Source organism: Streptomyces virginiae (genome assembly GCF_041432505.1).
Taxonomy (GTDB): Bacteria; Actinomycetota; Actinomycetes; order Streptomycetales; family Streptomycetaceae; genus Streptomyces; species Streptomyces virginiae_A.
The window spans coordinates 7,631,263-7,647,989 of record NZ_CP107871.1; the positions used below are offsets into that span (position 1 = coordinate 7,631,263).

Sequence of the window (16,727 nt, forward strand, 5' to 3'; positions counted from 1 at the left end):
TGACACCTGGCGACGGCGTGGGCTGCGATCAGCGGCTACGGAGGTGCGCGAACCTGGGCGAAACGCGGTGGAAAAGGGGTGCCGGATGGATTGGCTGGTGACGGTCACGGGCGCGGCCCTGGTCCTGCTGATCCTGCGGGACGTGTTCCACACGCTGTGGCACCCGACGCGTCACGGCGGGCTGAGCCGCCTGGTCATGACCACACTGTGGCGGCTTTCGTCCGTCCTGGGCACCCGTCGAACTGCAGCCGGCCTGGCCGGCCCGCTCGCCATGGTGTCCGTCGTCGCCCTGTGGGCCCTGACCGTGGCGGCGGGCTGGGCGCTGATCTACTGGCCTCACATGCCCGAGGCGTTCGTGTACGCGGGAGGGTTGCACCCCGACGATCATGCGAGCCTGCTGGACGCGACCTACGTCTCGCTGGTCACGCTCTCCACACTCGGCCTCGGTGACGTCGCACCCGCCGAGGGGTGGTTGCGCCTCCTCGCACCCCTGGAGGCGCTGGTCGGGTTCGCCCTCCTGACCGCGACGGTCTCCTGGATCCTCGGCATCTATCCGGCGTTGGCGCGCCGCAGGGCACTGGCATTGCGGCTCTCCCACCTCTCCCGTACCCATCCCAGGAAGGAACAGATCGACTCCCCGGCCGGGGCCGCCATGCTGGACAGCCTGGCCACAGCGCTGTCCGTGGCGGCGGTCGACTTCCTCCAGTACGCGGAGTCCTACTACTTCCACGACGGGGACGACCGGACCTCCCTTGCTCGACAGATCGGCTACGCCCTCGACATCGCCGATGAGGCTACGGAAGCCGGACACCGGGATGTCCGGCTCGCCTCCACGGTGTTGCGTTCCGCCCTGGAAGACCTGGCGAGCATCCTGGACGAGCGCTTCCTGCACACCCAGGGATCACCCAGGCAAGCTCTCGACGCGTTCGCACACGACCACGGGCACCGGTGACCACGCCCTGCCCTGAATCTCCCGGCGTGGACGACGACCTCGACCGTCGGGCCTTGGTCGACGACAGGGAGGCGCTTGAGACGGGACAGACATGACGGCCAGGCCGCCTCCGCCACGGTCGCGCCTGGTCGCACGATGATGGCCGGAGCGGTCATGAGCAGCTCCGCCGTCTCCTTGCGGGCCTCGTCGCCCAGCGGTACTTCGAGGTACCGGGCGAGGGCCCCGGGCAGGGGGGATGCGCCGTGCGCCGTTTGCCCCATCGCGCAGGACCCCGCCCAGTGAGTAGGGCAGGCTGTGCCGGGAGACGCCCGAAGAAGGAAGCGGGTACGTATGAATCCGCTCGCCGGTACGGCGGTCATCGGGATCGGCAACGAGTTCCGGCGCGATGACGGGGTGGGGTGGGCCGCCATCGCGTTGTTGTGTGAACGGGAAGCACGGCGACCTCTCCCCTCCGGTACTGAGCTCGCCCGGAGCGACGGAGACCCCGGCCGCCTGATGACCCTCTGGGAGGACAAGGCCCTCACGCTCGTCATCGACGCCTGCTTCCCACCTGCGGCGCAGCCCGGGCGGACACACCGGTGGTGTGTGGCCCCGGGCGAGGTGCCGTACCCGGCTGCCGCAGGAAGGCAGAGCACCCACGGGCTGGGGCTCGCCGAGGCCTTGTGCCTGGCCGACAGTCTCGGGCGCGGTCCCGGCCGCCTCATCGTGTACGCGGTCGAGGGAGCGGACCGCTCGCTGGGCATGGGGCTCACCCCGGCGGTGGCGGCCGCTCTGCCGCATCTGGCCCGGCGCGTCGAGGAAGACGTCCGCAAACACGGCGAGCGGACTCGCCGGACCAGCTTCGAACCCGGGAGCCCGCTGGTCTGACATGCTGCCGGATCCAGGCACGTGGAGACCGAGAGGTGCACCATGACCGACGCTTCGGATGCCGGAGCCGTCCTCGACCACCAGGCCGAGGCGGTTCTCGACCGCGACGGTCTGGACGCCCTCGTGCGTGTCCTGAAGGCGCGCGGCCGCACGGTGATCGGCCCGACCGTGCGCGACGGCGCGATCGTCCTCGACGAGCTGGACTCCGCAGACGCACTCCCCTACGGGTGGGGGGTCGAACTGGAGGCCGGGCGGTACCGGCTCCGCCGCCGCGAGGACGGGGCGGCCTTCGCGCACAGCGCGGGACCCCAGTCGTGGAAGTCGTTCCTGCATCCGCAGCGCGTCCGTCAGTGGTCGGCGGACCGCGGCCCGGACGGTACGCCGGTCGTCCGTGAGGAGAAGCAGGAGAGCATCTCGTACGCGTTCCTCGGCGTGCGGCCCTGCGATCTGCGTGCCATTCAGATCCTGGACCGTGTGATGAGCGGAGGCAGGTACCGGGATCCCGCCTACCTGTCCCGGCGGACGGGCGCCTTCCTGATCGCGGCCGAGTGCACCGAGCCGGGTGCCACCTGCTTCTGCGTCTCGATGGGGAGCGGGCCGGCCGCGGACGCCGGATACGACCTCGCCCTCACCGAGGTCGTGGACGATGCGGGTCACCGCTTCCTGTGCCGGAGCGGGAGCGAGGAGGGAGCCGCGGTCCTCGCGGAACTACCGCGCCGGAGCCCCGATGGCTCCACCCGAGCGGCTGCGACCCAGGCGGTGAGCGCCGCCGCCGAACGCATGGGCCGCTCCATGCCGCCGGTGGACCTGCGCACGCTGATGCGGGACAACCTGGAAGCGGAGCGCTGGGACGACGTCACTGCCCGGTGCCTCAGCTGCGGCAACTGCACCATGGTCTGCCCCACCTGCTTCTGCACCACCACGGAGGACGTCACCGACCTGACCGGCGATCACGCCGAGCGCTGGCGTCTCTGGGACTCCTGCTACGACCTGGACTTCTCGCTCCTCCACGGCGGCCCGGTCCGGTCCACCCCGCGCAGCCGATACCGCCAGTGGCTCACCCACAAGCTGGGCACCTGGCACGACCAGTTCGACAGCTCCGGCTGTGTCGGCTGCGGCCGGTGCATCGTGTGGTGTCCCACGGGCATCGACCTCACCGAGGAAGCCCACGCCCTGCACCAGGAGGCCACGCAGCGGGAGAACACGCCGTGACCCCGCATCCGGGTGGGCCTCCCGGCGAGGGCGTGCTCGCCGCTCTGGCGGCTGAACACCGTGGGAGGCTGATGGCCCTCGCCCGGGACGTCGCCCTTCCAGGCGGCACGCGGATCTTCGAGGAAGGGGAGAAGGCCGACCGTTTCTGGATCATCCGCTCGGGCACGGTCGCGCTCGACGTCCACATGCCCGGCCGGGGGCGAGTGGTCGTCGAGACCATCGGTGCGGGCAGCCTGCTCGGCTGGTCATGGCTGTGCCCACCCCGGCAGTGGCACCTCGCGGCCGAGACCCGGGACCCCGTCCGCGCCTGGGAATTCGATGCCGCCGCCGTCCATGACCTGTGCGCCGAGGACACGGCGCTGGGCCTGTCGCTGGTCACCGTCGTCGCCGAGACCATCGGCGACCGGCTTCGAGCCACCCGCACCCGGCTGCTCGACCTGTACGGACCGCCGGGACCGCAGGGGAGCGGGCCGGTGCCATGACGCTCACGCCCCTCTCCTACCGCGTGGTGGACCGCCGCGACGAGACGCACGACACGGTCACGCTCGTACTGGATCCCGCCGCGGATGCCCTGAAGCCCTTCGCGCCCGGCCAGTTCGCGATGCTGTACGCGTTCGGTGTCGGCGAGATCCCGGTGTCCGTGTCCCGGCTCGCGGACGGGCACCGGCTGACGCACACGGTCCGCGCCGTCGGAGCCGTCTCCCGCGCACTGTGCGGGCTGCGGATCGGCGGGTGGGTCGGCGTGCGCGGCCCCTTCGGCACTGCCTGGGACTCGGCCGCCGCTCACGGCAACGATCTGCTCGTCATCGCCGGAGGCATCGGGCTCGCCCCGCTCCGTCCCCTCGTCGACGCCGTGATGGCCGAGCCGCACGCCTTCGGGCGGCTGAACGTCCTTGCCGGTTCCCGAACACCGGCCGATCTGCTCTACCAGGACGAGTTTCCCGCCTGGGAAAAGCCGTTCGCCGCCGTCACGGTCGACCGGCCTGCCAACGGCTGGACCGGCCGAGTCGGAGTCGTCACCACGCTGCTCCACGAGGCCCGGTTCACACCCTCGGACACGGTCGCCTTCGTCTGCGGGCCCGAGGTGATGATGCGCGCGACCGCACGCGCGCTGATCCACCAAGGGGTACGTCCCGACCGCATCCGGGTCTCCCTCGAACGCAACATGCGCTGCGCCACCGGCCACTGCGGACACTGCCAGCTCGGCCCCCTCCTTCTCTGCCGCGACGGCCCGGTCGTCGGCTACGACCAGGCCGAACCCCTGCTCACCGTCCGGGAACTGTGAGATGAGCACCCCCACCCCACCCCAGCCCCCTGCCCGCCCCCGCCTCGGCGTGTTCAAGTTCGCCTCCTGTGACGGCTGCCAGCTCACCCTCCTCGACTGCGAGGACGAACTGCTCGGCATCGCCGCCGAACTGGAGGTCGCCCATTTCCTGGAGGCGTCCAGCGAAGCCGCGCCCGGACCGTACGACCTCGTGCTCGTCGAAGGTTCGGTCAGCACACCCGAGCACGTGGAGCGCATCCGGCGCATCCGCGCCGATGCCCGCCACCTCGTCACCATCGGCGCCTGCGCCACGGCCGGCGGCGTGCAGGCGCTGCGCAACTACGCGGATGTCGAGGGGTACCTGGCGACCGTCTACGCCCGCCCCGACTACATCGAGACCCTCGCGACCTCCACGCCGGTCTCGGCCCATGTACCCGTCGACTTCGAACTGCGCGGCTGTCCCATCGACCGCGGTCAGCTCGTGGAGGTCATCACCGCGTTCCTCGCCGGACGCAAGCCCGCCATCCCGAACCACAGCGTCTGCTTCGCCTGCAAACGGCGCGGCAACGTCTGCGTCACCGTCGCCCATGGCACTCCATGCCTCGGCCCCGTCACCCACGCGGGCTGCGGGGCGCTGTGCCCGACCTACGGGCGTGGCTGCTACGGCTGCTTCGGGCCGGCCGGAACCACGAACCTTCCCGCGCTGGTCCCGCTCATGCAGCGTGACGGGATGAGCGAGGAGGACATCGGTAGGTTCCTGCACACCTTCAACGTGACCGCCTTCACCGCCGTGGAGGAGCAAGGACAGCCCGGCGTGACCGACGATGAAGGATCGGGATGAGCGATCCCACGCCCCGGTACCAGGAGCTGCGCATCCCCTCACTCGCCCGTGTCGAGGGTGAGACCGCGCTGCACCTGAGGATCCACGACGGCACGGTCACCGAAGCGCGGCTCAAGATCTACGAGCCGCCGCGGTTCTTCGAAGCCTTCCTCCGGGGCAGAGCCCACACCGAGCCACCCGACCTCACCTCCCGCATCTGCGGGATCTGCCCCGTCGCTTACCAGATGAGTGCCTGCCGTGCCATCGAGGACGCGTGCGGCGTTGTCGTCGACGGACAACTGGCCGCCCTGCGCCGCCTGCTGTACTGCGGCGAATGGATCGAGAGCCAGACGCTGCACATTCATATGTTGCACGCACCGGACTTCCTCGGCGAGGACGACGTGATCGGTCTGTCCCGCTCCCATCCGGAGCACGTCAAGCGCGGACTGCGCTTGAAGCAGACCGGTAACGCCGTGGTCGAACTGCTCGGAGGCCGGGCCATCCACCCCGTCAACGTCCGGGTCGGAGGCTTCCACCGCGCTCCGACCCGCGCCGAACTCCGCCTCCTGGAAGAACGGCTCCGCACCGCCCTCGACGACGCCTGGGACACGGTGCGCTGGGTCGCCGGCTTCGAATTCCCGGATGCCGAGTGCGACGCCGACCTGCTCGCCCTCGCCGAGGAGGACACTTACGCCATCGAGTCCGGCCTGCCCACCGTGCTCCCGTACGACGAGACGCTCCCGCCCTACAGCTTCCCCCTGCGGGACTTCACCGACCGCGTGGCCGAGGAGCAGGTATCGCACTCCACCGCCCTCCACTCCCGGCTGGACGGCCGAAGGCACCTCACCGGCTCCCTCGCCCGCTGGGCGGTCAGCGGCCACCTGCTGTCCCCACTGGCCCTGGAAGCGGCACGGGAGGCCGGGCTGGGCGACCCCCTGTCGCGCGCAGGTGTCGGGCGGGCAGAGGTCTGCAGGAACCCGTACCGAAGCATCCTCGTCCGGGCGGTGGAAGTCCTGTACGCGGTGGAAGAGGCCCTCCGGATCATCGCGGAGTACGAGCGTCCGGCCAGCCCGTACGTGGAGGTGCCGGCCCGGGCCGGCATCGGGCACGGTGCCACGGAGGCGCCGCGCGGCCTGCTCTACCACCGCTACGCGTTCGATGGCGGGGGGCGTGTCACGGACGCCCGCATCGTTCCGCCGACCGCCCAGAACCAGGGCGCCATCGAGGAGGACCTGCGCCGGCTGGTCCAAGCCGGCCTCGATCGGGGTGAGGGCTCCGAGGCCGAGCTCACCCGGCTGTGCGAGCGGGCCGTCCGCAACCACGACCCGTGCATCTCGTGTTCGGCCCACTTCCTGGAACTGGACATCGAGCGCACCCACTGATCACGCCCTGGAAGGACGGCCTCCTGCGCGCTGCGGGGAGGCTTCAGGTGCTCCTCGGATGACATGAGGCCGTAGCTCGGCGCGTTGGCACAGGTGCTTCATCGAATACCGCTTACGGTCACTTGCACGGCTACCGGCGCGATCGGGGACGACAGGGCTCCGGCCGACCGGACACCGGACATCGGACACCTCACCGCCCTTCCAGTCACCTACCTGACGGAGCAGTCGGCATGGAGCCAGTCGTCACCGTGGGCCTCGACGGCTCACCCGAGAGCCTCGCCGCCGCCCGTTGGGCCGCTGACGAAGCCGACCGCCGCAAACTCACCCTGCGACTGCTGCACGCGTGGCCCCTGCTGGCTCCGGAACCGATCCACCTCCCCTCCGAGATGGATCAGAACTATTGGGCGAAGCGGATCGTGCACCACGCGAAGGCGGAGCTCCAAGCGCGCCACCCGGGCCTGACCATCGTCGGAAACCTGGTCGCCGAGGATGCGCAGGAGGCGCTGCTGAAAGCGTCGGCGGAGTCCGAGATGACCGTGCTCGGCTCGCGGGGGATGGAGCCCGTCGAGAGCTATTTCCTGGGTGACATCAGCATGCCCGTCGTGGCACGGGCCGAGCGGCCGGTGGTCCTGGTGCGCGCCGGGGCGCACGAAGAGGGTCCGCCGTCCACTCCAGGCGCCACGGGCGGCGTAGTGGTGGCGCTGAAACTGCACGGTCCGTGCGATGACCTGCTCGCGTTCGCCTTCGCCGCCGCCGCGGCACGAGGTGTTCCCCTGCAAGCCGTTCACGGCCGAAGCATGCCCCTCCACGCTCACGCTCCCTGGGGCACGGACCACGACGTGACCGAAAAGATCAGGCAGGACGCGCAGAAGCTCCTGAGTGACGCTCTCCGCCCCTGGCGCGAGAAGTTCCCGAGCGTGGAGGTAACTCCCGGTATCGGTCTTGAAAGCCCTACCAAGGTCGTGGTCCGGACTGCCAAGGGCGCAGGGCTCCTGGTCGTCGGCCGACGCAGGCATCGTCCCGCCCTGGCGCCCCCACTGGGGTCCGTGGCCACCGCCGCGATCCATCACGCGCGCTGCCCCGTCGCCGTCATTCCCCATGACTGAGCCGAGCCACAGCGAGGAGCCGTCGGTGCCTGCGCACCGCACCGACGCGTCCGCGCTCCGGACCGGCACCGGCCTCGATGTTCCGTCGCTCCCGCGCGCTGAGGTGTGCGAGACGCACACCGCGGTCCTGTTCTTCGTCGGCGACCGCGCCTACAAGCTGAAGAAGCCGGTCGACCTGGGGTTCCTCGACTACACGACCACGGCGGCCCGGCGGATCGTCTGCGAACGGGAAATCGCCCTCAACCGTCGCTTCGCCCCTGATGTCTACCTGGGCCTGGGTGAGTTCCGCGGACCGGACGCCGACGCGCCCGAGCCGCTCGTGGTGATGCGCCGCATGCCGGCGGAACGCCGCCTGTCCCTGCTCGTGAGTCAAGGCGCCGACGTCGACGACGCCCTGCGGTCCGTCGCACGCCTCCTCGCCTCCCGCCACGCGGACGCGCCCCGCGGCCCGGACATCGACGAGCAGGGCAGGCGGGACGCCCTGTCCGCACGCTGGGAAGCAAGCTTCACGCAGGTCAGGCAACTGACCGAAGACGGTCGACTGCTCGACGGGGTGGAGGAGATCGAGCGCTTGGTGCGTCGCTATCTCGCAGGCCGCGAGACACTGTTCGACACCCGTATCGAGCAGGGGCGGGTGGTCGACGGTCACGGCGACCTGCTCGCCCAGGACATCTTCTGCCTCGACGACGGCCCCCGCGTCTTGGACTGCCTGGAATTCGACGACCGCCTCCGCTACGTCGACGGTCTCGACGACGCGTCCTTCCTCGCCATGGATCTGGAGCAGACGGGTGCCCCGGAGGCCGCGGCATTCTTCCTCGCCCAGTACGGCGAGTACTCCGGCGACCCCGCACCGCCGTCGCTGTGGCATCACTACGTCGCCTACCGCGCGTTCGTCCGGGCCAAGGTGTCCTTGATCCAGGCAGCTCAAGGCGCTCGCGGCGCGGAGGCGGCCGCGCGGCGCCTGGTCACCACGACGCTGCGGCATCTGCGCACCTCCGCCGTCGGCCTGACCCTCGTCGGCGGCCTCCCGGGCAGCGGGAAGTCCACGCTCTCCGGCGCACTGGCCGATCGTCTGGGCGTCACGCTGCTCAGCAGCGACCGCCTGCGCAAGGAGCTGGCAGGCATCCCGGCGGAGGAATCCGCCGCCGCCGGGTACGGCGAAGGGCTGTACACGCCCGAGTGGACCGCGAGGACGTACACGGCCCTGCTCGACCGGGCGTCCACCCTGCTGTCCCGTGGCGAGTCAGTCGTCCTCGACGCCACCTGGTCCGACGCGGGACAGCGCGAGGCCGCCCTGCGCATGGCCGAACGCACCAGTGCCGACCTGGTGGCCTTGCACTGCCAGGTTCCGGGCGAGGTGTCGGCCGCACGCCTGACCACCCGCGCCCCCGGAGCATCCGACGCCACCCCTGAGGTGGCCAAGGCCATGGCAGCCGCGGAGCCTCCGTGGGAGGAGGCCGTCCCCATCGACACCGGCGGTCTTCTGGAGGCGGCGGTCATCCAGGCGCTGGCGGCCGTGCGCCCGTACGGCTCCGGCCAGGCCCCGGTCTTCCGTCGCCCTTACATGGAGCCGGATTAAGCAGAATGGCGACGCTGCGTCCACAGGCGCGCTCGCCGCAACGAACGTCGTGGCGACAGCTTGATCTCCGGTTTCATCGGATTTCCAGTATCTCGGCCACGGGGCGCCGGGGCGTCGCGGGACCTTGCGGTCCGTAGCCGAGCCGGATCACCATTTGGACGTGGGTCATCGCCGAGCCCGGATCGCGCACCGTCCAGCGAAGCGCGGGCCATTCGAGCGGCTGCGAGGTCATGGACGTGACCAGTCCGTCGGCGGTGGCCTGAAGGAGAACCCGCTGCAGGGCCTGTCCTGCTCGTAGCCAGTCCTCGGGCCCGTCACCCGAAGTACCCAGCAGCACGATGTGCGGGTTCTGTTCGAAGGTGGCCCACCCGCGCCCCGGAACGCGTTGGGAGCGACCGAAGTCGCGCACGACCCCACCGCGACCCGTGTGCTTCGGACCGAAGGCGTCCACGGGAATTCCGTCAGGACGGGTCTGGCCTTCCGGCGTGCCTGCATGTGTCCACGCCAGCGTCTCCGCCGTCATCGCGGGATCCATCTCCTCGCGATGCTCTGAGTCGTGTACCAGGCCCAACACCGTGTCGGTGTGCCAAGCGTCCGGCACGGCCAGGCGACACCCTTCGAGAAGAGCGGCGGCGCGCAGACCGTCCAACAGTGTCGGAGGGATCTCCTCCTCCGCGAAAGGAAATCGGCTGGTGTGACGTCGCCGTACGGCTGGGTGGAGGCTTCCGAGATCCCTGTCCGTGGGCCCGGGTTCCCGGAGGTTGGCAGCGGCCAGCAGCCACGGATCGTCCGGGTCGGGCAGCAACCGTACGTCTGTGCCCCACCCTGCCGAGGCTGCGGACACCCGTAGGTTGAACAGGGCGGCGGCGCAGCCCAAGTGGAGGGCACGGTGGGCCGGGTCGGCACGGGGCATGGCACGGTCCGGGTCGCCGAACAGTTCGATGAGCCCGGAGGCCGGTCGGTAGAGGAACTTCCACGGCTGGGCGTTGTGCATGGACGGAGCCGTGACGGCATCCTCGATGAGCGGAACAATCTCTGCCGGGTTCGGAAGCGGTGCGGTCATGAGACTTTCCTGCCTGTGCGGTGGGCCTCACTCGTGTGCGATGACGGCTACCGGTGAGACCGCGTGGTGCATCACGGCGTGTGTGATGGGGCCGATGCGAGTGCCGAATGCGGCGAGGCGGATACGGCGGCCGACGACGACGAGGGCGGCAGTGGAGGCCGCGTCGAGGATCTGAATCGCCGGCTGGCCGATGGTGGCTCGGGGGTCGACCTGAAGCGAAGGGTACTTCTCGTGCCAGGGGCGGATGATCTCGTCCATCGTGCCGGTGATGCCGTTGGCCATTTCCTGCTGGACCCCCGGGTCGAGAGCCGGTGCGTAGCTGAGGATGGGTGGTGGGGACCAGCCGTGGATGATCACGAGCGGAGAGTGGCGGTGGGACGCCTCCTCGAAGGCGAAGGCGAGCAGGTTGTCACAGGGCTGGTGGATGTCCACGCCGACCACGATGGGCCCAGTGTCGCGGGCATCGTCCGGCGGATTGCCGGCGCGGTCCACTGACCGGACCAGTACGACGGGGCGCACGGCCTCGGCGACGGTGGTGAAGCCGGTGGATCCGACGAGGAACCCGGCGACGCTGCCGAGCGCGCGCGAGCCGAGTACGACCATGTCGGAATCCTCGGCGGCGTGCGTGAGCGCCAGGGAAGGCAACCCGCTCACTCGGCGGGTGTCGACCTTCAACGACGGATGCACGCGGCGCACGTCTTCGGCGGTGTCGCGGAGGACGGCCTCGGCCCACCGCCGACGGTCCTCGGTGGTCGTGACGGGAAGGGGAGGATTCTCCAGCCATTCCTCGGCGTGGACCAGGTCCAGGGAGGCACCGCGGAGCTCGGCTTCATGGGCTGCCCAGCGGGCCGCCGCCGTACTTTCCGGGGACCCGTCGAGGCCGACGGTCACTCGGTTCGCCATGGTCTCCATCTCCCTCTTCATGGGGCGGCGCTTCTCCCGTTCACTCAAGCCTGACTGCCCGACGGTCTCCTGTTGAGGGGCCGGTCGGCCCCTCGTGGGACCGACCGGCCCTGTCTGCGGTGGGGTGGACGAGAGGTCTGGGGCCTTGATCAACCAGTGCGGTCACGTCAGGCGCCGGGCCGGCCGGCCCGGCGTCCGGCAAGGGCTCGGAAGGCCTTGGGACGCTGCATACGGCGCAGAGAAGCCACGTCCCCATGATCTCGCGTCAACGAGCGCGGTGCTGGGCCCGAGCCCAGACTGGAGAGGGACAGGGATACACATGTGAGGAGGCAGCCGTGACCACCGCACGGGACATCATGCACAGCGGTGCCACCTGCGTGCAGGAGACCGAGACGCTCATGGACGCGGCCCGGCGGATGAGCGAACTCGACGTCGGTGCGCTGCCGATCTGCGGGCCCGACGACCGTCTGCACGGCATCATCACCGACCGTGACATCGTGCTGAAGTGCCTGGCCAAGGGCAAGGACCCGCACCACATGACAGCCGGGCAGCTCGCGCAGGGCAAGCCGATCACGGTCGACGCGGGCGCTGACACGAGCCAGGTGCTGCAGACGATGCAGGATCACCGGATCCGGCGTGTCCCGGTGATCGCCGACCACCGCCTCGTCGGGATGATCAGCGAGGCCGATCTCGCCAGGCACCTGTCCGAGGAGCAGGTAGGCCACTTCGTCGAGACGATCTGCGCGGAGCGGTAAGCCGCAGCGCGTCGTCTTGCACCGCTATTCGTGCGCGATGACGGCGACGGGCACCTGGGCGTGGTGGAGGACCGCATGGGTGACCGGTCCGATGTGCGCGCCGATCGAGGACCGTCGAATGCGGCGGCCGACGACGATGAGGCCTGCTTCGGAAGACCTCTCGACGAGCTCGTTAGCGGCATGCCCGGCGCTCGCGCGCGAAATGACCGCGACATTCGGGTACTTGTCCTGCCAGGGCCCCAGGACGTCGCCCAGAGAGGCGTTCGCGCTCATTTCGAGCTGGGCGTGAACTCTCGGATCGTACGCCGCGCCGTACCCCACCAGCGGAGGGAGCGACCAGCTGTGCAGGACGTGGAGGGCGCAGGCCCGCCGCGCCGCCTCCTCGAAGGCGAAGGCGAGCAGCGCGTCGCACGGCCGGCTGATGTCCACGCCGACCAGCACCTCGCGGGCTGCGTGCCGGCCGTCGGGGTGCTGCACCGCGTCCTCGCTCGCCCGCACCATGACCACCGGCCGTACCGTCGCCTGGATGACCGCCATGCCGACGGAACCGAGGACGAAGCCCGCGACGGTGCCCAGTCCCCGGGAGCCCAGGACGATCATGTTCGCGCCGGCCGCGACGCCGGCGAGCTCGGCGGCCGGTCTGCCGTCGAATGATCGGACATCGACATCCAATTCTGGTTGACTCGCCCGCAGTTCGTCGGCGGTCTCGTCCAGCAGCGCTTGGGCCCAGTGGCGGCGTACTTCGCTCGTGGGCACCGGGCGGTCGCGGGGCGACGACCATTCCTCGGCGTGGACGAGGTGGAGCGGAACGCCGCGCAGGACGGCCTCTCGCGCTGCCCAGTGGGCCGCCGCGAGGCTCTCCGCGGATCCGTCGAGGCCGACGACGATTCGATCGTTCATGATGGCTTCTCCCGGCAGGGGCCCACACGGTAGGGGAGTTCGTCTCCGCCCGCGTTGAGGCGGAGAGGCGGCTTGTTCAGGCCGAGTTCGTGTCGTCGATGGCGTATCCGAGATGCTGGGTTACGGAGACCACGCCGTCCACGGTCCGGCAGAGGCGTTCGATGAGCGGGATGAGGCTCCTGAAGTCGACGGTTCCGTGCAGTTCGACCCGGCCGTCGGTGACGGCCACGGTGATGGCCGAGGGGCTCTGGCGCAGGCTCAGGTCGAGCACGTCACCCATGATTTCGTGACGGATGTCCTCGTCGTCCCGGAGGAAGATCCGCAGCAGGTCCCGTCGGCTGACGATTCCGATCAGTACGTCCGAGTCGTCCACGACCAGGAGCCGCTTGACACCTTGGGCTTCCATCAACCTGGCGGCTTCGGCGACGGTCCAGTCCGGTCTGGCGCACACGGGGGGCGAGGACATCAGCTCCTCGGCGCGCGTCCCCGCGGCCTTGTCCTCCTGCCATGCCTCCCGTTCGGGCAGTGACTGGAAGTAGTCGCTTTGGCCTGCGGATTTCGGCAGCAGGTCCCGTTCCGAGATCACGCCGAGCGGGTGGCCGGAAGGGTCGACGACAGGGACGGCCGACACCTTGTGTTCCGTCAGGGTGCGGGCGATCTCCTTGAACGACGCGTTGCTGGGGACGGTGACGACCTCGCGGGTCATCAGCTCGCGGACTTCCCGATGCTTCATGCCCTTCTCCTACCGCTCCGTGGCCGGCCCGGCGCCGACCGACACGTCGTCCTGCTCGTAGTCGAGCCGATTGACCACGTCCACGACGCCGTCGACGCTCTGACACAGGCGCAGCACGATGGGGACCAGGCTGCGGCGACTGACCGTGCCGCTGAGGGTCACCAGCCCATCGTTGACTTCGACGGTCAGCGACGACGGGCTGAGCCCGAGGGTGCGGGTCAGCACGTCTTCGAGGATTTCCTCCTGGATGGCGTGGTCCCTGCGCAGGAAGAGCTGAAGCAGGTCACTACGGCTCAGGATGCCGATCAGCCGGCCGGCGGCGTCCACCACAGGCAGTCTCTTGACCTGCCGCCCCCGCATGACGCGCGCCGCGCGGACGACGCTCCATTCGGTCCGGGCGGTGACGGCGGGGCTCGTCATAAGATCGGCGGCGGTGTTCGCTCCGCTAACGGAACTGCGCTCGCGGAGCAGGTCGGCTTCGGAGACGACGCCCACCGGGCGCTCTGCCTCGTCCACCACGGGCACGGCGGAGATGTCGAACTCCTTCAGGAGTCTTGCGATTTCCTTGAACGGGGTGCCCCGCTGGACGCTGACGGCTGTCGGAGTCATCAGGTCGGCGACGCTGCGGTGCCTCATCGTCGGCCTCCTTCACGCGCGGACTTCGGTGTCGAGGCGCACGGCCGTGACGTCCACGACCCCCGGTACGGTGCGTGCGACTCGGACCAGCACGTCTTTGAGGGCCGGGTCCGGGATGGAGCCGTCCAGGTGGACGATGCCGTCGGCCACGTGGACCTGCACCATGGCCGAGCCGCCGGGGATGAGCTCGGCCATGATCAGCCGGCGGAGCTCCTCGGCGATGTCCGCGTCCGGGCGGAGGTAGATCTTGAGGAGGTCGCCCCGGCTGACCACGCCGACGAGGCGGCCGTCGCCGTCGACGACGGGGAGCCGCTTGAGGTGGCCGCGGGCCATCAGACGTGCGGCGCCGGGGATGGTGGCGTCCTTGGTCACGGTGACCGCCGGTACGGTCATCAGCTGCCCGGCGGTGACTGCACGGGACTCGTCCGCGCCCTGGGCCTTGAGCAGGAGATCCGCTTCGGACACCACGCCGGCGACCCGTCCTTCCTCCGACATGACGGGCAGGGCGCTGATCCGCCACTGCCGCATGGTCTCCACGATGTCCTTGAACGGTGTTCTGCGGTCGACGGAGATGACGGCATGCGTCATCACGTCCTCGACGGTGTGAAGATGCTTCATGATGCCTCCAGAAGTGGAGTCCTGATACGTCCGAGCGTGGACACCTGTGCCCGTCGGCGGTAGGGCCGTCAGGGGGTCGCTTCGGGCTGATCAGCCCTGTTGTCGATCATGTCGGTCGTGCTTTCATGACATTGACGGAAAGAGTCCCTGAGAGGATGCGGAGAAGCGGCTGGCGGCCGTGCACCGCACGATCGGGATCCGCGAGAAGCGGGCGGGCTCTTTCCGCCCTTTGCTGTGAGGGGTCAATGGGCGGCGCGGTCCGGGTCGGCAGCCGGCGCCAGGTCGTCGATCGCGTAGCCGAGTGCTTGGTCCACGCTGACGACCCCGTCGACCGACTGGCACAGTCGTTCCACGACCGGAATGGTGGACCGGTCCTCGACCTGGCCACTCAGGGAGACGACACCATCGCGTACGGTCACGGCAATGCCACCGGGGTTCATCCTGAGCGTCCGGCCCAGCACGTCGTCGACGATTTCATCGCGGATGGCGTCGTCGCGACGGAGCATCGGCCGCAACAGGTCGGTACGGCTGACGATGCCGACCAGGGTCCCGGTTTCGTCGACCACCGGCAGTCGCTTCACGCCCCGCTCGTGCAGGAAGCGGGCCGTCTCGACGATGCCCCACTCCGGCCGGGCGGTCAGGACGGGGGTGGACATCAGATCGCCGGCGGTCCGGGCGTCCATGGAGGCACGGTCCATGGGCGCCGTACTCTGCAGGGGATCACGCCCTTCGGTGTCGGGCAGGCCGGCTTGCCTGCGGAGGAGGTCGGCTTCGGAGACGATGCCGATCGGGTGGTGACGGGTGTCCACGACGGGCAGGGCCGAGACCCCGTTGTCATCGAGGCTCCGTGCGACCGCTTTGAGTGACGCTTCGGGGCCGGTCGTGGCCACGTTCCTGGTCATGACGTCTGCGACGGTGCGGTGAGACATGGTCCGATCTCCCTTGTGAGTAGGGCCGTCAGTCGTGAGCGATGACCGCGACGGGGGCGGCGGCATGGTGCAGGACCGCATGGGCCACGGACCCCAGATGCGCCCCCAGAGGAGAGCGGCGCAGACGGCGGCCCACCACGACGAGGTCCGCGCGTGCTGCGGCTTGGACGAGCTGGTCGCCGGCGGCCCCCATGAACGCCTCGTGGGTGACGCTCAAGGACGGGAACTTGTGCCGCCACGGCATCAGCATGTCGTCGAGCATCACGGTGACACTCCGGCCGACCTCCCGCTCGTTCTCGGGGTCGAAGAAGGGCGCGTACTGGTAGATGGAGGGCATCTTCCAGCCGTGGATCACACGCAGGGCGCAGTTGCGACGGTCGGCTTCCTCGAAGGCGAAGGCCAAAACCTTGTCCGCCGCCTCGTGGATGTCGACACCCAGGACGATCTCCCCGACCCGGGCGGGCTCGGCCTCCTCCGGCGCGTCCGACACGCGTACGAGCACCACCGGCGTCTCGGTGGCCACCAGCGTCGACAAGCCCACCGAGCCGATGAGGAATCCGGCCAAGCCTCCCACCCCACGCGAGCCGAGGACGAGCAACCCGGCGTCCACCGCCTCCGCGGCCAGGGCTGCCGTCGGCCTGCCGGAGAGGCACCTCGTCGAGACCTCCAGGCCGGGATGCCGGCGTCGCACGTCCTCCAATGCCGCAGTGAGCGCCTCGTCGGCCCAACGGTCGGCCGCTTCGCGGCCCGGCCTCGGTACCGCGGGGCTGATCAACCAGTCGACGGCGTGGACGAGCCTCAGCGGAACTTTCCGCAAGGCCGCCTCCCGGGCGCCCCAACGGGCCGCGGCCCGGCTCTCCGGAGAGCCGTCCACGCCGACGGTCACATGGTGCTTCATGGTCAGAACCTCCTCGGGCGGCGCGGGGCCGCGGTCCTCTTCCAGCGTCGCCTGCGGCGCGACGACCGAGGAGGGGCCGAGTGGCCCCGTGTGGGGCCGACCAGCCCCCC

Annotated in this window: 18 protein-coding genes; 10 read left to right on the top strand and 8 right to left on the bottom strand. The window is 70.0% G+C overall.

Translation table 11 applies throughout. From position 1 onward, the window contains the following. Nucleotides 1–85: 85 nt before the first annotated feature. The 9 genes from OG624_RS35130 (at nt 86) to OG624_RS35170 (ending at nt 9,182) form a co-directional block, all read left to right on the top strand. Nucleotides 86–952 (top strand): potassium channel family protein, encoded by an 867-nt coding sequence (locus OG624_RS35130; RefSeq protein ID WP_033223181.1) that lies wholly within the window; start codon nt 86–88, stop codon nt 950–952. A 330-nt stretch (nt 953–1,282) separates the two neighbouring features. Continuing rightward, entirely contained in the window at nt 1,283–1,819 is a 537-nt protein-coding gene (locus OG624_RS35135; RefSeq protein WP_033223185.1) for a hydrogenase maturation protease, read from the top strand. Between the two features lie 42 nt (nt 1,820–1,861). Continuing rightward, entirely contained in the window at nt 1,862–3,031 is a 1,170-nt protein-coding gene (locus OG624_RS35140) for a 4Fe-4S dicluster domain-containing protein (protein ID WP_033223187.1), read from the top strand. Beyond that, nucleotides 3,028–3,513 carry a cyclic nucleotide-binding domain-containing protein gene (locus OG624_RS35145; protein WP_033223188.1) on the top strand — a complete coding sequence of 162 codons (486 nt, stop codon included), beginning with the start codon at nt 3,028–3,030 and terminating at the stop codon, nt 3,511–3,513. Before OG624_RS35140 ends, OG624_RS35145 begins: the two co-directional genes overlap by 4 nt. After that, entirely contained in the window at nt 3,510–4,316 is an 807-nt protein-coding gene (locus tag OG624_RS35150; protein ID WP_033223189.1) for an FAD/NAD(P)-binding protein, read from the top strand. The genes OG624_RS35145 and OG624_RS35150 overlap by 4 nt, the downstream gene beginning before the upstream one ends. Nucleotide 4,317: 1 nt before the next feature. Further along, a complete protein-coding gene (locus OG624_RS35155) occupies nt 4,318–5,136 on the top strand; it encodes an oxidoreductase (protein WP_033223191.1) in 819 nt (272 codons plus the stop codon). Then, nucleotides 5,133–6,497 carry a Ni/Fe hydrogenase subunit alpha gene (locus OG624_RS35160; RefSeq protein WP_033223193.1) on the top strand — a complete coding sequence of 455 codons (1,365 nt, stop codon included), beginning with the start codon at nt 5,133–5,135 and terminating at the stop codon, nt 6,495–6,497. The genes OG624_RS35155 and OG624_RS35160 overlap by 4 nt, the downstream gene beginning before the upstream one ends. A gap of 230 nt (nt 6,498–6,727) precedes the next feature. Next, complete coding sequence (locus tag OG624_RS35165; RefSeq protein ID WP_033223194.1) at nt 6,728–7,603, top strand: universal stress protein; 876 nt, start codon at nt 6,728–6,730, stop codon at nt 7,601–7,603. Nucleotides 7,604–7,706: 103 nt separating this feature from the next. After that, nucleotides 7,707–9,182 carry a bifunctional aminoglycoside phosphotransferase/ATP-binding protein gene (locus OG624_RS35170; protein ID WP_033223290.1) on the top strand — a complete coding sequence of 492 codons (1,476 nt, stop codon included), beginning with the start codon at nt 7,707–7,709 and terminating at the stop codon, nt 9,180–9,182. 73 nt (nt 9,183–9,255) lie between these two features. Here the strand turns inward: OG624_RS35170 and OG624_RS35175 are convergent, their stop codons facing one another. After that, nucleotides 9,256–10,245: an Acg family FMN-binding oxidoreductase gene (locus tag OG624_RS35175; protein ID WP_033223196.1), complete on the bottom strand. Its 990-nt coding sequence runs from the start codon at nt 10,243–10,245 to the stop codon at nt 9,256–9,258. 27 nt (nt 10,246–10,272) lie between these two features. Further along, nucleotides 10,273–11,148 (bottom strand): universal stress protein, encoded by an 876-nt coding sequence (locus tag OG624_RS35180; RefSeq protein WP_371640317.1) that lies wholly within the window; start codon nt 11,146–11,148, stop codon nt 10,273–10,275. Nucleotides 11,149–11,483: 335 nt separating this feature from the next. Here OG624_RS35180 and OG624_RS35185 point away from each other — a divergent pair, with 335 nt between their 5' ends. Beyond that, the gene (locus tag OG624_RS35185) at nt 11,484–11,903 is read left to right on the top strand and encodes a CBS domain-containing protein (protein WP_033223198.1); all 420 of its coding nucleotides are present in this window, start codon (nt 11,484–11,486) and stop codon (nt 11,901–11,903) included. Nucleotides 11,904–11,927: 24 nt separating this feature from the next. Here the strand turns inward: OG624_RS35185 and OG624_RS35190 are convergent, their stop codons facing one another. The 6 genes from OG624_RS35190 to OG624_RS35215 form a co-directional block, all read right to left on the bottom strand. Beyond that, complete coding sequence (locus OG624_RS35190; RefSeq protein WP_033223200.1) at nt 11,928–12,803, bottom strand: universal stress protein; 876 nt, start codon at nt 12,801–12,803, stop codon at nt 11,928–11,930. A 76-nt stretch (nt 12,804–12,879) separates the two neighbouring features. Further along, complete coding sequence (locus OG624_RS35195) at nt 12,880–13,536, bottom strand: CBS domain-containing protein (protein WP_033223202.1); 657 nt, start codon at nt 13,534–13,536, stop codon at nt 12,880–12,882. A 9-nt stretch (nt 13,537–13,545) separates the two neighbouring features. Next, entirely contained in the window at nt 13,546–14,172 is a 627-nt protein-coding gene (locus OG624_RS35200; protein ID WP_266354533.1) for a CBS domain-containing protein, read from the bottom strand. Between the two features lie 12 nt (nt 14,173–14,184). After that, nucleotides 14,185–14,790, bottom strand: coding sequence for a CBS domain-containing protein (locus OG624_RS35205; RefSeq protein WP_033223206.1), 606 nt, complete (start codon nt 14,788–14,790; stop codon nt 14,185–14,187). 242 nt (nt 14,791–15,032) lie between these two features. Further along, a complete protein-coding gene (locus tag OG624_RS35210) occupies nt 15,033–15,719 on the bottom strand; it encodes a CBS domain-containing protein (RefSeq protein WP_033223207.1) in 687 nt (228 codons plus the stop codon). A 28-nt stretch (nt 15,720–15,747) separates the two neighbouring features. After that, a complete protein-coding gene (locus tag OG624_RS35215) occupies nt 15,748–16,617 on the bottom strand; it encodes a universal stress protein (RefSeq protein ID WP_208869381.1) in 870 nt (289 codons plus the stop codon). Nucleotides 16,618–16,727 lie beyond the last annotated feature (110 nt).

Coding starts and splice junctions, on each gene's coding strand:
- OG624_RS35130 (WP_033223181.1), top strand. CDS start 86: ATGGATTGGCTGGTGACGGTCACGGGCGCGGCCCTGGTCCTGCTGATC.
- OG624_RS35135 (WP_033223185.1), top strand. CDS start 1,283: ATGAATCCGCTCGCCGGTACGGCGGTCATCGGGATCGGCAACGAGTTC.
- OG624_RS35140 (WP_033223187.1), top strand. CDS start 1,862: ATGACCGACGCTTCGGATGCCGGAGCCGTCCTCGACCACCAGGCCGAG.
- OG624_RS35150 (WP_033223189.1), top strand. CDS start 3,510: ATGACGCTCACGCCCCTCTCCTACCGCGTGGTGGACCGCCGCGACGAG.
- OG624_RS35155 (WP_033223191.1), top strand. CDS start 4,318: ATGAGCACCCCCACCCCACCCCAGCCCCCTGCCCGCCCCCGCCTCGGC.
- OG624_RS35160 (WP_033223193.1), top strand. CDS start 5,133: ATGAGCGATCCCACGCCCCGGTACCAGGAGCTGCGCATCCCCTCACTC.
- OG624_RS35165 (WP_033223194.1), top strand. CDS start 6,728: ATGGAGCCAGTCGTCACCGTGGGCCTCGACGGCTCACCCGAGAGCCTC.
- OG624_RS35175 (WP_033223196.1), bottom strand. CDS start 10,245: ATGACCGCACCGCTTCCGAACCCGGCAGAGATTGTTCCGCTCATCGAG.
- OG624_RS35180 (WP_371640317.1), bottom strand. CDS start 11,148: ATGGCGAACCGAGTGACCGTCGGCCTCGACGGGTCCCCGGAAAGTACG.
- OG624_RS35190 (WP_033223200.1), bottom strand. CDS start 12,803: ATGAACGATCGAATCGTCGTCGGCCTCGACGGATCCGCGGAGAGCCTC.
- OG624_RS35195 (WP_033223202.1), bottom strand. CDS start 13,536: ATGAAGCATCGGGAAGTCCGCGAGCTGATGACCCGCGAGGTCGTCACC.
- OG624_RS35200 (WP_266354533.1), bottom strand. CDS start 14,172: ATGAGGCACCGCAGCGTCGCCGACCTGATGACTCCGACAGCCGTCAGC.
- OG624_RS35205 (WP_033223206.1), bottom strand. CDS start 14,790: ATGAAGCATCTTCACACCGTCGAGGACGTGATGACGCATGCCGTCATC.
- OG624_RS35210 (WP_033223207.1), bottom strand. CDS start 15,719: ATGTCTCACCGCACCGTCGCAGACGTCATGACCAGGAACGTGGCCACG.
- OG624_RS35215 (WP_208869381.1), bottom strand. CDS start 16,617: ATGAAGCACCATGTGACCGTCGGCGTGGACGGCTCTCCGGAGAGCCGG.